The organism is Paenibacillus sp. FSL E2-0151, assembly GCF_037993015.1.
In the GTDB taxonomy this organism is placed as follows: domain Bacteria; phylum Bacillota; class Bacilli; order Paenibacillales; family Paenibacillaceae; genus Paenibacillus; species Paenibacillus amylolyticus.
In genome coordinates this window covers 5,117,751-5,134,430 of sequence record NZ_CP150308.1, presented here as the reverse complement: position 1 = coordinate 5,134,430, position 16,680 = coordinate 5,117,751, and the positions used below count along the sequence as shown (strand labels likewise).

Sequence of the window (16,680 nt, the reverse complement as noted above, 5' to 3'; positions counted from 1 at the left end):
GATTGTTACTGCTTCGGGCAGGCAAAACCTGAACATCACTATGCGTGGACTTTGTTCCATTCATAATGTTGTTCGGGTTTTTTTGCATTCTACGGTCCATATTAAGGATAGAAAAACAGAGGACGTACTTATTTCCAACCCAACACTAACATCACGCTGTACAGAAGAAAGGGGAGCATTATGAACAAGAGAAAATGGTTAAACGGTTTTGCCGCAGGTTGTCTCAGTATCATCCTGGTGATTAGTGGATGCGCATCCAAAGCGCCACAAACCGCGAGTGACACACCAAATCAGGCGACAGAGCAGACAGAGAATGAAACCCAGGAACCTGCAAACAACCAAGCTGCCAAAGGCAGAACGGTGATTACAACCGACGGTGAAGTGGATGATATGAACTCCGTCATTCGTTTCCTCTTATATTCGAATGAAATGGACCTTGCTGGAATTGTACTGACCAGCTCGGTGTATCATTATGCTGGAGACGAGGAAGCGGGGATCAAACCCTTCCGCTGGACAGGCACACAGTGGGTGTACGATATGATCGATGCCTATCGCGAGATCTACCCGAACTTATCCAAACATGCGGATGGGTACCCGGAGCCGGAACAGCTTCGAGCGATGACCAAGATCGGTAATATTTCCGATAAAGGGGAGATGGAGAAGGAAACCGAAGGTTCCGAGTTCCTCGAAACTCTTTTCCTCGATGATGACTCCCGAGACCTGATTGTTCAGACATGGGGGGGCACCAATACCACAGCCAGAGCGCTGAAATCGATTGAGGAACAGTACAAAGATACGGCCGAGTGGGATACGATTCGCAAAAAAGTCAGTGACAAACTGGTCCTGTACATCATCCTCGATCAGGATGACAGCTACAACGAATACATTGCGAAGAATTGGCCGGATATCCGCATTCTCAACGACCAATCGAACTTCTGGCATTTTGCCTATGCATGGAAGATGCATGCCGAAGAAGTGAACAGTAAGCTTCATGGCGACTGGATGGTCAAGAATATTCTGAACGGACATGGCAAGCTGATGGATATGTATGCATCGATGGGTGATGGTAAAATGATCGAAGGCGAACTGGCCGAAGAACAACGGGGAAGTGCTGAGTATCTGAAGAACAATCCACAATATGACAAGTACGATTTTATATCTGAGGGTGACTCTCCTTCCTTCTTTTATCTGATTGATAATGGGCTGCGCAGTATGGAAGACCCTTCCTACGGCGGTTGGGGTGGACGTTTTGGAGTTGTGAACGACAAGCTGTTTAGAAACAATGTGCTTGATTACGATCCGTACACCAAACGCTATGAAGCCGAATACTCTCTGATGAGATGGTTTGACGATGTGCAGGATGATTTTGCAGCACGTGCAGACTGGGCAGTTGCAGACACTTACGAAGGTGCCAACCATAATCCGTCTTTAACGATTAAGGAAGGGGTGGATCTGAGTGTTAGTCCTGGGGAGGAAGTTACTCTTCACGCGGAGGGTAAAGACCCGGATGGAGATCAACTGACCTATACGTGGTGGAGATATTTCGAAGCGGACACGTATGAGGATTCCAAAGTAACACCGAACAAAGTTCAGCCTGAAATGGCGGGTGACCTGCAGCTTGGATTACATCGTGAACTTGCCAAGGATGAGCAGGTGGATACGATAAAATTGCAGGGCAGTGACACTGAAGCGGTGACATTTACCGTTCCTGACGATGCCAAATCGGGTGATACTCTTCATATCGTTGCCGAAGTACAGGATGATGGAGAGCATCAGTTGAAGCATTATCAACGTGTGATCCTAACTGTGAAATAAAGAAATAGAGGGGCTGTCCCAAAAGTCATCAACATGGCTGGTGGGACGCCCCTCTTATTTGTGTAGTCTAATCGTAATTGATCCGTTAACGCTGGATGCCTGACCAGAAGACATTCCAGGTGATCGCCAAAGCTTGTTCATAGGATTGCCGTGTCTCATACACGAGCTGTACATCCAATCCATCCATCACGGTGACAAAAGCTACGGTGGCTTCTTCCGGACTCAGGCGTATATCGGAATGTCTGGTAAATACGGCTGCCAGCTCTTCTTTCAGTGTCCCGAGGTACGTTCGATACTGGGCCAGTACAAAATCATGTACCTCCAGCGGTGTGATAAAGGACAGGATATACATAAAAGCAACGTTTGGGTGAGTTAGAAAGCGATTTTTGTGTTCATGCAAAAAGGCATATAACTGCTGATCCAGAGTTTGGGTAACAGAGTCGCTGAAAAATTGGCGTACAAACTGTTGTTCCTCCTGCACAACTTCCTCATATAACTCCAGCAATAACGCTTTTTTAGATGAATAGTGATAAGCCAGGGATTGCTTGCGAATGCCTGCCTCTTCGGCAATCTGCGCCATCTTGGTCCCCTCGTAACCCAGACGATTAAAATGTTGAATGGCAATTTCCTTGATTCGTTTTTTACTCAATGTCTACCTCCAGTTGGCGAGCTGTATACCTCTGCTGTTTTTGGAAGTATACCAAATATAACAAGATATATACCACAAAAATGCCTATAGAGATAGCATACACCACCGTATAGGAAAATGCAGAAGCCACAACGCCCAGGATCAACGAACCACCGCCAATTCCGAGGTCAAAGAAGTTAAAGAAGGAAGCCATCGCACTTTCGTGCTCATGTTCTTCTACAAGATTCACACACCAGGTCTGAATCGCCGGGAATATGGCACCAAAACCAAAGCCGTATAACGCACCGGCGATCAGGAATTGCACATCACTCTGGGCGATAATCAGAACCAGTAGCCCCGCGATTGCAAACACGGCAGAAGGTAACAACACGGAACCTGGTCCCCATCGATCAAACATTTTCCCCGAAAACAGTCGAACGGCGAAGCTGGCAATGGCAACGATGAAGAAAAACCAGGCTATATTCTCGAACCCTCTTTCGGCGGCAAATAAAGCCACAAAGGACATGATTGAACCCGCTGCAATGCCAACGAGCATAATGAGAAGGGAAGGGAAGAGTACCTTCTTTTCAATCAGTTTCACCGAAGGGACATGAGTTTGCATAGACTCACTACTACCTTCTGTTTTCGGCTTTCTGGATACAAACACTGTCATTAGGAGAGCTAACAGCAAAATGCACATACCTCCCATAAACAGGCTCTGGTAGTCGTACCTAAACAACAGGCTTGTTCCAATCAATGGACCAATGGATATAGCGACCGTCTCCCCTACGCCGAAATACCCCATACCTTCTCCCCGGCGATCTCTTGGTATGTTTTCAGTGGCAATCGTTGCAAAATATGTCGTTGCCAAACCAAATCCGAATCCGTGGATCACTCGAAATACAAGAATCATCCAAATACCTGACGATAGGTAGTATGCGCCTGTCATTAATGCACAGATAGTGATGCCGATAATCAATAGATATTTTTTATCTATTCGAGCTGCCAAAACAGAAGTGAAGGGTCGAATCAAGATGGCAGAAAACATAAATACGCCGGTAACAAGCCCAATTTGGGAGGCTTCGCCACCAAGACTTGAGACAAACAAAGGCAAGGTGGGAAGCAACATTTCAAATGCCATAAACAATAATGCGTTGGCTAACATGATAAATAGGAATGATCTTCCCCAGAGTTGCTGAGGTGTAGAGCTATGTGTTGAAGTACTCATGGTTTTCCTCCGTAATATTGATCTCTGTCGCGCGACATGTTGAACTGATTTTACCTGACGATCGTCAGATTGTAAAGCGCGTATTCAGAGCAGGAGTTCATGATTTTTTAGTGGATGAGAGAAGTTATTAATTATTTTTAATTCATATTCCAACATTTTCCGGTATACTAATCAGATAAAATGATTCAAGTGAATACTACCTCGGAGAGGTGATATGCAATGACGGTTGATATACTTGTAAGAAATAATGTTAAGGTACTTGGCTCGGGTAGCCAAACGATTGTATTTGCTCATGGTTTTGGATGTGATCAGGATATGTGGCGTTACATTATTCCAGGTTTTATGGAGAACTACCGTGTGGTGTTGTTTGATTATGTTGGATCTGGCGAATCTCAAATTAACTATTATGATGCTATCAAATATAGCAACCTTCAAGGATACGCCCAGGATGTGCTGGAAGTTATGGAAGCGCTTGAGCTAAAGGACACCATATTTGTCGGGCATTCCGTCAGTAGTATGATTGGTATGCTGGCATCGATTCAGAACCCTAAATATTTCAAAAAAATTATAATGTTAGGGCCCTCCCCACGTTACGTGAATGATCTGCCGAATTATTATGGAGGTTTCGATCGGAATGATATCGATGAATTGCTTGAGATGATGCAGATGAATTTTATTGGGTGGGCGAGTTATCTGGCACCCATTGTGATGAACAATCCGGAACGGAAAGAGCTGACGGAAGAGTTGGAGAAAAGCTTCTGCTCCAGAGATCCGCATATTGCGAGACAATTTGCCGAAGTGACGTTTTTATCTGACTGTCGTATTGATCTGGAGCAGGCAACTGTGCCAACATTAATTCTTCAGTGCTCGGATGACAGCATTGCCCCAGTAGAAGTAGGGGATTATCTACACGCCCATCTGAAGAATAGCAGGTTGCAACAGATGACGGCCAAGGGACATTATCCGCATCTAAGTCAACCGGAAGAAACCATCCGAATGATTAAGGATTATTTAACGAGCGCATAAAACGCGGAAGAAAGGCAGTTATTCCATGGATATACAATTAGATCTGGCTCCCTGTGGATACTTCTCTATCTCTGATTCGGGCGTCGTACAGTCGATTAATCAAACTATGCTTACGATGCTTGGATATGAACGCGATGAGCTCATAGGGCAACATATTGAATCCACCATGTCGGTAAGCAACAAGGTGTTTTTCCATACGTATTTCTATCCCTACATCCAGTTATATGGACATGTGGACGAGATGTACTTCACGTTCCGTACCCGTGATCAGCAGGCTGTTCCTGTTCTGCTTAACGGTGTTCGTCAGACACGTAACGGGGAAAGCGTGGTAGATTGTGTCGTTGTAGTCATGCGTAAGCGAATCGAACATGAGAAGGATATTTTGCATACCAAAACCAAACTACAGGAGCTGTATCAAGCGACGCAAGAAGCGAACAAGGAGCTTGAACGACTGCATGAGGAATATAAAATTAAAGAGCAGGCGTTAATCAAAGTGAATGATCAGTTGGAGACACTGGCCTCCACCGACTTGTTGACAGGATTGAAGAACCGCAGGTTTTTCCAGGAAAAAATGCTTGAAAGTTTAATGATGTTCCAGGAGAAACAACGTTATTTCTCCCTTCTCGTTGTGGACATTGATCATTTCAAAAGCATTAATGATACGTACGGACATCCGATCGGAGATCTGGTGCTCGGCAATCTGGCAGGGCTGCTGCAAACGGTATCGCGAAGTACGGATGTAGTTGCACGTTACGGTGGAGAGGAATTTGTTGTCATTCTTCCAGATTGTGAAGAGGAGCAGGCGATCGGTATTGCAGAACGATATCGTTCACAGGTTGCTTCAGCCGACTGGGGTGAATATAACATTACTGTGAGTATCGGTGCGGCCACTGTAGTAGAGGAAGATACGGAAAAGTCCTTGTTCCAAAGAGCGGACAACGCCCTGTATGCCTCCAAAACCGGAGGACGAAACCGGGTGACACATGCAGCTCAGATGGTAAAAAGTTAAGAATTGGATTGCATCAAAAGAAAGCAAAAAGGAGCCTGTGCATGATGAGGGAGATGATCCCACATGCACAGGCTCCTTTTATTTGCATGAAAAAGATTGACTAAGTTGAGATGGCAGACTCAGGGTTAATTTATCGCGGAGCAAGGTAACCATACGCCTTAGCCGGAGAGTTCGCCTGAGGACGAAAATCTTCGCTCGGTTCATCCATAAATGCCGGGTTCACATATATGGAGTGTGCATCATTGCCAGATCCCTTGATGTAGGCAGCGATGCCGGAGTAGGCTTTATTTTTCCAAACCCACAGGGCATCTTCCTGCTCACCTGGTGAGTAATAGACATTATGGTCAAACACATTGCCGGTATTGCTAGTATATTCGTTGTATATCAGTACTTCCGAGCTGCCCGATACGAGAATGTTACGCATGAACGTATTGTTCTTTGTCCGTGACTGCATGAATAACTGTCCATTGCCTGCATTCAGGGTATCATTTCCCACAAGTGTATTGTACATAATCTTGCTATCCTCGGTAGCTCCTCGTTCCTCGTCATAACCTCCCATGGCAATCCCCGTCAATCTGTTGGAATAAATCAGGTTATCACGCACGGTAATGTTGCTGGTTGAACGTCCGGCATGCTCTGAGGCAATCTCAATTCCGATATCGCTCTGATATACCCGGTTCTGGTCGATGATATGATCTTTCCCGCCATCTACATAGATGCCGCCCGCCGAGTTGGTATCATTGGGCAGGTCTTTACCGTAGGAGGGGTTGTTATTGGACGTAATATCGTATACTTCGTTTCCTCGTACAATGCCGTTCCGAGCCTGATCGTACGTGTCGTCCTCGGACGTACCCTCGTACCCGATCAGATCAATACCAATATTATCGGAATCATGGATGATATTGTCCTGGATAGCAAAGGTATCAACATTACCGTTGACTGCGAGTGACTCGCTTGAACCAAGTGTAAGATCATACAATTCATTATCCTTGATGATGATATCGCGTAAAGCTTGAGGGTGCTCTGTGCCATATATGGCAATACCGTGGGCATCCCTGCCCCGCAAATCGGGACCTTCAGGAGTTGCGTAACTAGCGATCGCGTGTATGGTGTTGCCTAACAGCTGAATATGCTCACCTGCTCCGTGGACATAAATCCCGGTTGGAACTTGGCCCCCAAGTGTGGTTGTAAAATTACGAATTTCGAGATTTTGAATCGTGATATAACTGGCATTTTCAATTTCAATTAACCCTTCAATGCCCCGGACAGATAAACCTTTACCATCAATGATAACCTGCTCCTGAGGATAACTTGAAAATAGGGTTGGATTAGCGGAAGAATTACCGCTCCGGGTGATTTTGACTTTCTGATGGTAGACACCTTCACGCAAATAGATCGTGCTTCCTGGCGAAGCGTGGTCGGCTGCGTGCTGCAACGTTTTCCAAGGAGATTGAATGGTTCCTTTATTCGAGTCGTTTCCTTGGGGTGATATGTAATGGATGACCTGGGGATCAGACTTTTGAACAGAAACGGGTTCCTTCATGGCAGATGTATGATTCTGACAACCGGATACCAGCAACATCAGAATCGGAATCATAAGTATAACTACGCGAATCAAATCGTTTCCCCCTTGAATTTAGCTTTGAAGATAGATTATAGCAGATTTGAACGGGTTAATAACCCATGATATGCTCTTATAAAATCAGCGAGGAGACTGCTCATGAATACATTAACGATAGCTGAATTAGTAGATCGGGAGAATCACGCATGGGAAGAACTCAAGGAACTCCTGGATAGTGGGCAAAATACATATGTGTATGTTCCAGCAAAACAAGAGGCTGGAGAGGATACCCTCTATCGTCTGCAAATAAGCACCAAATCCTATTTGGGGGCTGTTGCTTATGAGACAGAAGGTATTGTACTGGACCATGGCTGGATCACGTTGCTTGGTGCGGGTGGTGACAGTACATCTGGGAGTCTCACCAGTTGGAATGGTGTGAGTGAGCAACCTTGGGTAGATGTGCTGGAAGGTATGATGGTCGTTGCATATGATGCGGCAGGTGGTTTCTTTGGACTGGATACAGGCAAGTATGGCCGCACGGGACACATATATTATTTTGCACCGGATACACTCGAATGGGAATCGACAGAACTGGCATATTCAGGTTTCATCAACTGGCTGGCGAATGGTGATCTGGAGCAGTTCTATCGGACCTTTCGCTGGAAAGGCTGGCAAGAGGATATGTCTCAGCTCCAGACAGGACAAGTATTTGCGTATTACCCACCACTTTGGACGCAGGAAGGTGAGGGCGAGAGCAGTAGTAAAGCCCCAATTAGCATAATGGAGGCCTGGAAGTTCGCACTGGACGGTAAATAGTTGGCATGCTGCTGTAGGATGAAATCAGGAAAGTAACCGGTAAGTTCAAGTTCATTGAGTGATCTACTTTTAAAAAAAACGGCATTTCTGTTCCAAACTAAAAAAGGCTCGCGCTTGGTGCGGGCCTCTTTGTTCTGAACTTTAAACTCAATTATCAATTGTCCAATGTAACAGGTTTAATGCCTGAGCGTGAAGCTCTGCTATGCCAGACGGTCAACCCGAGTGAAACAACGCAGACGAGCAACAGACAAGCATACACCACATGATAAGCTTGCTCGACCGAGACTCCCGGAATGCTGTGTAGCAGCAGCCCACACACGGCTACAGACACCGAACCACCGAAGAACTGAATCAATTGTAACATGCCCATACCGGAACCGATTTGCGCTTTGGGCAGCACTCGTGACGCTTCATTATTCAGGGAAGCCATGGAGGCTGACAGTGCCGGTGAGAAAAAGAGATAACCACTGGTAATGATCAAGGCGGACTGATCCAGTCCGAGCATGAATAAAGCAAGTACCGCTGCGAGCAGGGTGTGTCCGATGATCATAAATCGCATATTGCCATAACGGTCGATCCAGCGTCCAACGAAACGGGTGCAGAATGCTGCAACGATTGCCCCAGGAGCAATCAGCAAACCAATGGCGAGCGAAGAGCGCCCATATAGATCAGCAAGCACAAGCGGCATCAAAAACAGATTGCCCAGATTCACCACCAGCACGCAGAATCCGATAAGGATTAACCGGTTGTATCCTGGCGTTCGGAATACTTGTGGATTCACAAACGGAAGACTCGCTTTTCGAATATACAGGAGGTGTGCAACAAGTGAAATAACGCCCACGGCAAACCATAACCAGGATTGCTGGGTGATCGCGACGAGAAGTGTAGTGGCATTAATGACGGTTAGTATGGCACCAATAACATCGAACGGCTGATCTGTTTTGACTGTTTCCCGTGGAAGGAAATAGAGCAATACAGGCAGGGCGAGCAAGACAAGCACCGTTATGGCAAAAAGTCCGTTCCAGCCCCAGTATTCGCTAATGAGTCCGCCGACAATGGGGCCAAGTCCAAAAGCCATGGCGCTACCTGATGAGATCAGCGCGATGGCAGCTCCGCGTCGTTCCACCGGGATGTAACGACTTGCAATGACGAGACCCAGCCCGGCCATAACTCCTGCACCCGCAGATTGCAGAATACGTGTCAGTAACAGGATTGCAAAGTTATGCGCGAACAACCCTAGCAATGAAGATAACCCCAGGATCAGAAGCCCGACCGTTAACAGTTTGCGTACCGGGATACGGTCTGACAATCGGCTGTAGATCACCGTCGACAGGGCGTAACCAATCGAATAACTTGAGATGACCCAAGACCCCAGGTCCGAGGTAATCTGTAGATCTTGAATAATGACTGGCAAAGAAACATTGAACATGGTGGTATTCATCACAACGATGAACAAGCAGCATGTCCAGAGTGGCATGACAATTTTATCTTTCACGGTACCATTCCTGTCTTGGGTATGAATATGAATTCGGATTGAGCTCTGATGAAAATGTGATGAAAAGCAATATATCATTTTACACCCAAATTTATCATATGGCAATAGTGTCATAATAATTCATTCGGATGTGATGAGCATAGAAAGATATTAATAATAAACAATAGACGGATTTCCTGAATTTAACTAAAATGATCATTGAAGCATACATAAGCAGATGGATCAGCGGTTAGGTAACTAGATATGTAAGTAATTAGCATGTTGAATTGAAAATGAAGGAGATTATACCCATGACTCATGCATTATTAATGTCCCATAGCGTATTTCCGACGCTTGATATGAATCGAACCGCGCAGTTTTATGAAGAGAAGATGATGCATATTTTATTACCCAAAACCAGGAAGAGCTTCAACAGGAATTGATCAACGCCGATGTGAATATCGTACGTGCCCTCAATCATACAGACTATAATAACAAGGAGTTTGTGATCGAGGATATTGATGGACGATGGATCGCTTTTGGCATTAAACAGGGGTAATTAGATACAGAAAACGGACTTATTAATCGCTAATGATGTTCAAATTGATAGCGGAGTATGTGAGGGAGTAATCTAAATGGTAGAAGGATTTTTATTGTTGTTTGCCCAGATCGGTTTAATTATTGGAATAGCTTTAATAGCATCCGGATTAACAAATGGTTCAAAAGGGAAAGAAAAGTTTAACTGGTCGGCGACCATCCCCTCGGTATCCTGGGGATTATGTATCCTTATCCTGTCCATCTGTTGGTTGGTATATAGATATCAGCTTAATGCTTAAACATTTTGCGAGGATGTTTTAGAAACATCAGTATGTGTGTGGACTGTTCTCTTTGTGTAAAAAAAACTGTAAATAAACAGGCGCTCCGATAACGGGCGCCTGTTTGTGCATGTTATAACTGCAGATCTTACGCCGCAGTAACTTGTTTGCCGCGATTGCGAATCCACTTGATGACATCCATGAGAATGACGGCGACAAGTGCAAGTCCGCCTGCAATCAGGAACTCATTCCAGCCGAATGTATCCGGGATTGCGAATACACCGCGAACACCTGGAATCAGTGTGATTGCATAGAGACAGAGACATACCAGAATGGAGCCAAGCACGAATTTATTGGTCGTGAAACCCACCTGGAAGATCGTCTGTGTGTTGGAACGTGCTGCAAAAGTTTGCAGACTGCGTGCCAGAATCAAGGTTGTGAATGCCATAGCCACACTGATTTCCTCCGAGATGCCAAGTCCAATATATTGGGACACAATAACAGCCGCACCAATCAGGACACCACGCGTAATCACAGCTTGCAGGGTTCCGCCTGCGAAGATACCCTCGTTAATATCACGCGGTTTGCGTCGCATGACATCTGGCTCGGGTTTCTCTGTACCCAAAGCAATGGCAGGCAGGGAGTCGTTCACCAGATTGATGAACAGCAGCTGTAGGGCCGTAAATGGATTAACCCAGCCGACGATCAAGGCAAACAAAATGGCGATAATCGCGCCGAGGTTACCGGCAAACAGGTATGCGATGGCTTTTTTGATGTTATCAAATACCATCCGTCCAACACTGACCGCATTCACGATGGAGACAAAGTTATCATCCGTCAGAATCATGGCAGCCGCATCCTTGGCGACATCTGTTCCGCTACCCATCGCTACGCCGATGTCGGCTTGTTTCAGCGCAGGTGCGTCATTAACTCCATCTCCGGTCATGGCTGCAACTTTGCCTTTACGCTGCCATGCACGCACAATCCGGATTTTGTTCTCAGGTGATACTCTGGCGTAAACCGAGATATGTTCGAGTTGTTGATCCAGCTCCTCATCAGACATTTTGTCCAGTTCGGCTCCGGTAATGGCGAGGTCATCCGGTTCGGCAAGGCCGATATCCACACCGATCGCCTGAGCCGTTGTTTTGTGATCTCCAGTGATCATGATGGTGCGAATGCCCGCTTTTTTGGACTCTTCAATAGAACCGTATACCGCTTCACGCGGTGGGTCAATCATCGCTGTCAAACCAACCAGTGTCAGATCATGCTCGTCATCAATGGTGACCTGGTTTTTATCATCGAATTTTTTGTACGCGTAGGCAAGCACACGGAAGGCACGTTTAGAGAAGGCCTCATTTTTTTCTTCAAACTGTGTGCGAATCTCAGGTGTGAGGGGCTGAACCTCACCGTTGATAAATACATGACTACAGCGGCTGAACAGCACATCCGGTCCACCTTTGGTCAGCAAAGCCGTCTGTCCCTCGAAGGTATGCACCGTACTCATGAGCTTTCGATCCGAGTCAAAAGGAAGCTCAGCTTCACGCGGGAACTGGTCACGGATTTCATTGTAATCCTTGTTCACCCGGTTGCTGAAGGCAATGAGAGCCACTTCGGTTGGGTCACCCAGTTCCTTGCCTTCCTGGTTAATATTCGAATCATTGCAGAGCACTGCAATATGTAACAGACGTCGCTCCTCTTCCGACCACTGATCGGGATCATCCGGGAATTCGTCCTTGGTGCCATGGGGAATGTAATAATCCACGACAGTCATCTTATTCTGAGTTAGCGTTCCTGTTTTATCCGTACAGATGATACTGGCAGAGCCGAGCGCCTCAACGGCAGGCAGTCTGCGAATGATCGCATGTTGTTTGGCCATCTTATTTGTTCCGAGTGACAATACGATAGTCACAATGGAGGATAATGCCTCAGGAATGGCAGCAACCGCAACAGCTACGGCAAACATCAGTGCATTTACGATGGAAGGCCCGATATTCTCCGTACCTTCGGTCAACCATACACGACCGGCTTCAATGCCAAAGATGAGAATCGACAAGCCCAGGATGAAAAAGCCCAGTTTTTTGCTGAATGATTCCAACTTGCGCTGTAATGGGGTGTTTTTGGCTTCGGCATTTTCAATCAGTTCGGCAATTTTGCCGATTTCGGTTTTGAGAGCTGTACCTGTAATGACAAGCATACCCCGTCCATATACGACGAGTGAGCCACTGAAGGCCATATTGCGACGATCTCCGATTGGAGCCTCATCCGGGATGGTATCGGCGTGTTTCTCCGCAGCTTCGGATTCTCCGGTCAACATGCCTTCGTTGATTTTCAGACTTCCTGATTCCAGGATACGCCCGTCTGCCGGGACATAATCACCTGCATCCAGCATAACAATATCACCGGGAACGAGTTCCCTCGCTGGAATGGTTTTTTTCTGCCCGTCACGAATGACCTTGGCTTCAGGTGCAGACATTTGTTTCAGTGCGTCAAGCGAACTCTCGGCTTTTTTGGTCTGCACTACACTGATCACCGCATTGAGCAAAATAACCAGGAATATGATCAATGATTCAATCAGATGTCCAAGTACAACCTGTACCGCGGCTGCAATCAGCAGCACGATGACCATCGGATCTTTGAAATTTTCGAGGAACAATTTCCAGACTGGTGTTGCATCTTTACCTTTTAACTCGTTATATCCTTCCGTTTCAATTCTCTTGGCAGCTTCGGAGGTCGTAAGTCCCTTGGAGGAACTCTGTACAGCCTGAAGGGTTTCCTCCGCACTGTGTCTGTAATGTTGCAATTGACCAGCTCCTTGAATATTAGATTTCTCTGTGTATTACCCTTACGGGCAAAATCTAGAATCGTTTCATTTTCGTATTTTTTTAAGATTATGGATTTATACGTTTTTAGCTGTACACAGTATTTTTCATAATGATCCGAGATATGCCTTTTTTTGAATGTTATTATTTCCAGTTTGGATGATAGTCTGGAGAACCATATATAGATGTTGGATCAGAAACTGTGTGCACCATCACACTAGCTCATATCAGGGTCTGTTACGCTATTACATAACGAACTGCGTTTAATCTAAGTTTGGAGGGGAAACCATATGTTTTGTTATCAATGCGAACAGACGCCGAGTGGCGGGTGTACCGTGGTAGGAGTATGCGGCAAAAACGAAACAATCGCAAGTTTGCAGGATACGATGATTTTTGCGTTAAAAGGCATCGCTGCTTATGCGACACATGCACGCCAGTTGGGATATTCTGATCCTGAGGTGGATCGGATTACACATGAGGCATTATATATGACATTAACGAACTCGAATTTTAATGTACAGGAACATCTGGAGATGGCGATGAAGGTAGGTAATGCAGCAATCCGCATTATGGATGTGTTGGATCGTGCGCACACGGACCGCTTTGGTGTACCGCAACCGATTACGGTTAGCCAGAACCAGATCGAAGGACAGTGCATCGTGGTGACAGGGCATAATCTGTATGCATTGGAGGAGTTGCTGCGTCAAACCGAAGGAAAAGGAATTAACATCTATACGCACTCGGAAATGTTGCCTGCACACGGTTATCCGGCGCTGAAGAAATATGCCCATCTCAAGGGTAATATCGGCAAAGCATGGTACGATCAGAGAAGACTTTTCGAACAATTCCCGGGTGCTATTCTCGCAACGACGAACTGTGTTATGCCGATCAAAGGCACATATGCAGACCGCTTTTTCTCCTACGAAGTGGCGGGTCTGGAGGGTGTGGCCAAGATCATGGATGATGACTTCTCACCGCTGATTGAACGTGCATTGTCTCTGCCTGCGGCTAATGTACAGTCAGAGCAAGTCTTAACGACAGGATATCATCATGAGACTGTGATTGGGCTTGCGCCCGAAATTATTCAAGCGGTGAAAGACGGTCATATTCGTCGGTTCTTCGTTATTGCCGGTTGTGATGCGCCAGGCAAAGGTGGCAACTACTATCGTGAACTCGCGACATCCTTACCGAATGATACTGTAATCCTGACGACATCCTGTGGTAAGTTCCGCTTCAACGATGTGGATTATGGTACGGTTGGAGACACGGGTATACCGCGTTATATCGATCTGGGTCAATGCAACAATTCCGGTTCTACGGTGAAAATTGCAATGGCTTTGGCGGATGCTTTTGGCTGTACCGTGAACGAGTTACCTGTCAGCATTGTGCTGTCCTGGTTTGAGCAAAAAGCAGTTGCGATCCTGCTTGGCCTGTTCAGCCTTGGCATTCAGGACATTCGAATTGGACCAAAACCGCCTGAGTTCATATCGGAAGGTGTCTTGGATGTACTCGTGGATATGTTTGGTCTGAAGTTAATTACAACGGCAGAAGAAGATATGAACGCGATGTTGGCACTGTCATAGGATGAGGATGTATATTTATGTGCATCGCCATCTGATGACTGCGAATGTCGGTTATGAGTATGAAAAGTATGACTCATAAGTACAGATGGATAAGAGCCTACATAAGAGTAGGCTTTTTTGCTTTTTCGACTTTCATAGGTCCATATACCTTGTATAAATGAACATGCAATGTCAGGGAAATTAGTTTTTTTATCCTATTGAAGTTTTTTCATGGAAATGTGTATATAGATAGAGGCATATTAGATCATAACACATCACAAAACACGGGTTTACCGTAATATGAGGAGATCGTACATAATGCATGACACACAGATTGAAGATTGGTTGAAACTCGCAGGAGGCAAGGAGAACATCAAGCTCGTAGAACACGATAAGGGCACGACGACGCTAGCACTGAAGGAAAGTACACAATTGAACATGTCGGTTCTTGCCTCCGCAGATGTTGTAGCAGATATTCGGGTAACAGGTGAGCAGAGCCGTCTGGTAATAAGAGATGAATCTTCACTTATCTACAATGCGTTACTGGGAATGGACGCTTGGGATTCGACAGGGACAGCGTTGCAGGAAGAAGGACACACGAAGAAGAACAGATTCTCGATCTTACATTTTGTATCCGATGTGTTCAGGCCCTTGATGCCTGCAATTCTCGGAGCCGCTGTTATTAAAATTATAGTCGCCATTATTGCGTTAATGGATACGTACAGTTCTGCGGACTCTTCTGCGTTGATGGACAGCCAGACCTTTACGATCTTCAGGATCATTGGAGACGGTGTATTTTATGTACTGCCTATATTGGTAGCAATCAGCACAGCGTATCGGTTGAAGAGCAATATCTATGTTGCAGCATCTTTTGGCGGACTCATGTTTTATCCGGAGATGACCATGCTGATGTCAGGGGAAAAAGAGGTTCATTTCCTGGGTTTGCCACTTGTGTCCCAGCCTGCTTTTTACTCTACGCCCATCTGGGTCATTCTCACGATCTGTGCAGCGGCCTGCCTGGAAAGAGTCGTTGAACGATGGAGTCCAAAATTCTCCAAAGGGATGGTTGCTCCATTCCTGACGTTACTGATTCTTGTTCCGCTAGTATTGATGATACTTGGTCCAGTCGGCACCTGGATTGATGAGTATCTGCCGGAGGCATTGGATTCACTAGTAGCTAATGCTCCAGTGTTGACGGTGATGTTACTGGGAGCAGTCTTCTCGTTAATGTTAATTATGGGATTACACTACTGGCTGATTGCCATCATCATTAATGAAATGGTTATGAATGGTGGTTCTATGGTGATTGCTGCCATGTTAGTGGCGATTGTTGGACAAGCGGGGGCCGCGCTTGCAAACGGAATCCGCTCGAAAGAGCCAACATCCAGAAGACTTGCTTTCTGGGCAATGGGAACAGCCCTCCTTGGAGTGGTAGAGCCTGCATTGTATGCGGTCAACATGAGAAAAAGCTCCTCTTTCTACGCGGCATTGCTGGGTGGAGCTGCGGGTGGACTGTATTTTGGATTGTTATCTGTCGAGGCATTTGCTATGGTGGGGAATCCGAGCTTGGTCAGCCTCCCGCTCTTCATCGAAGAGGGTAGCTTGAATCTGTTACACACTTGCATTGGTGTGGTTATTGCATTTGGTGTCTCAGGTGGACTAACGTATTGGATGGCAGGAAAAGGACAGAAACGGGGACAGGGGTCACCGAAAGCTAGTATTGATTAATATGTAAAACGTAGCATTGAAAAGTAGCATTAAAGTTGTAAGAAAGAGCTTGTACCTTATGGTGCGGGCTTTTTTGTTGTGTTTTTCTGATTAATGTAAGTATGGAATGTACAATCGCTGTCCACCATTTTATTCAAGCCATAGCTTGTTGGTTATGGAGTTGTCATGTATTTTGATATAGTGAAACCTATAAATCTGG

General features: G+C 45.9%; 11 protein-coding genes. 6 read left to right on the top strand and 5 right to left on the bottom strand.

What is annotated here, in order from left to right:
• Nucleotides 1-180: 180 nt before the first annotated feature.
• Nucleotides 181-1,815, top strand: a complete 1,635-nt coding sequence (locus tag MHI55_RS22960; protein ID WP_340387065.1) for a nucleoside hydrolase-like domain-containing protein — start codon at nucleotides 181-183, stop codon at nucleotides 1,813-1,815.
• Between the two features lie 85 nt (nucleotides 1,816-1,900).
• On the opposite strand, the gene MHI55_RS22955 is transcribed toward MHI55_RS22960, so the two are convergent.
• Nucleotides 1,901-2,464 carry a TetR/AcrR family transcriptional regulator gene (locus MHI55_RS22955; protein ID WP_339186295.1) on the bottom strand — a complete coding sequence of 188 codons (564 nt, stop codon included), beginning with the start codon at nucleotides 2,462-2,464 and terminating at the stop codon, nucleotides 1,901-1,903.
• The gene (locus MHI55_RS22950) at nucleotides 2,457-3,671 is read right to left on the bottom strand and encodes an MFS transporter (RefSeq protein ID WP_340387063.1); all 1,215 of its coding nucleotides are present in this window, start codon (nucleotides 3,669-3,671) and stop codon (nucleotides 2,457-2,459) included. The genes MHI55_RS22955 and MHI55_RS22950 overlap by 8 nt, the downstream gene beginning before the upstream one ends.
• Before the next feature lie 219 nt (nucleotides 3,672-3,890).
• On the opposite strand from MHI55_RS22950, the gene MHI55_RS22945 reads away from it, so the two are divergent.
• Both MHI55_RS22945 and MHI55_RS22940 read left to right on the top strand, forming a co-directional pair.
• Nucleotides 3,891-4,697: an alpha/beta hydrolase gene (locus MHI55_RS22945; RefSeq protein WP_036617433.1), complete on the top strand. Its 807-nt coding sequence runs from the start codon at nucleotides 3,891-3,893 to the stop codon at nucleotides 4,695-4,697.
• A 25-nt stretch (nucleotides 4,698-4,722) separates the two neighbouring features.
• The gene (locus MHI55_RS22940; RefSeq protein ID WP_340387061.1) at nucleotides 4,723-5,706 is read left to right on the top strand and encodes a sensor domain-containing diguanylate cyclase; all 984 of its coding nucleotides are present in this window, start codon (nucleotides 4,723-4,725) and stop codon (nucleotides 5,704-5,706) included.
• A 130-nt stretch (nucleotides 5,707-5,836) separates the two neighbouring features.
• Here MHI55_RS22940 and MHI55_RS22935 read toward each other — a convergent pair whose 3' ends face one another.
• Nucleotides 5,837-7,249 carry a DUF5123 domain-containing protein gene (locus MHI55_RS22935; protein WP_340390632.1) on the bottom strand — a complete coding sequence of 471 codons (1,413 nt, stop codon included), beginning with the start codon at nucleotides 7,247-7,249 and terminating at the stop codon, nucleotides 5,837-5,839.
• A 177-nt stretch (nucleotides 7,250-7,426) separates the two neighbouring features.
• Between MHI55_RS22935 and MHI55_RS22930 the strand changes: the two genes are divergently transcribed.
• The gene (locus tag MHI55_RS22930) at nucleotides 7,427-8,083 is read left to right on the top strand and encodes a DUF2625 domain-containing protein (protein ID WP_340387059.1); all 657 of its coding nucleotides are present in this window, start codon (nucleotides 7,427-7,429) and stop codon (nucleotides 8,081-8,083) included.
• Nucleotides 8,084-8,237: 154 nt separating this feature from the next.
• On the opposite strand, the gene MHI55_RS22925 is transcribed toward MHI55_RS22930, so the two are convergent.
• Both MHI55_RS22925 and MHI55_RS22920 read right to left on the bottom strand, forming a co-directional pair.
• Nucleotides 8,238-9,578, bottom strand: a complete 1,341-nt coding sequence (locus MHI55_RS22925; protein WP_340387057.1) for an MFS transporter — start codon at nucleotides 9,576-9,578, stop codon at nucleotides 8,238-8,240.
• Nucleotides 9,579-10,520: 942 nt separating this feature from the next.
• Nucleotides 10,521-13,172 (bottom strand): cation-translocating P-type ATPase, encoded by a 2,652-nt coding sequence (locus MHI55_RS22920; RefSeq protein ID WP_340387055.1) that lies wholly within the window; start codon nucleotides 13,170-13,172, stop codon nucleotides 10,521-10,523.
• Nucleotides 13,173-13,481: 309 nt separating this feature from the next.
• Here MHI55_RS22920 and hcp point away from each other — a divergent pair, with 309 nt between their 5' ends.
• Nucleotides 13,482-14,774: a hydroxylamine reductase gene (hcp, locus tag MHI55_RS22915; RefSeq protein ID WP_036617450.1), complete on the top strand. Its 1,293-nt coding sequence runs from the start codon at nucleotides 13,482-13,484 to the stop codon at nucleotides 14,772-14,774.
• A gap of 297 nt (nucleotides 14,775-15,071) precedes the next feature.
• Nucleotides 15,072-16,481, top strand: coding sequence for a PTS transporter subunit EIIC (locus MHI55_RS22910; RefSeq protein ID WP_340387053.1), 1,410 nt, complete (start codon nucleotides 15,072-15,074; stop codon nucleotides 16,479-16,481).
• Nucleotides 16,482-16,680 lie beyond the last annotated feature (199 nt).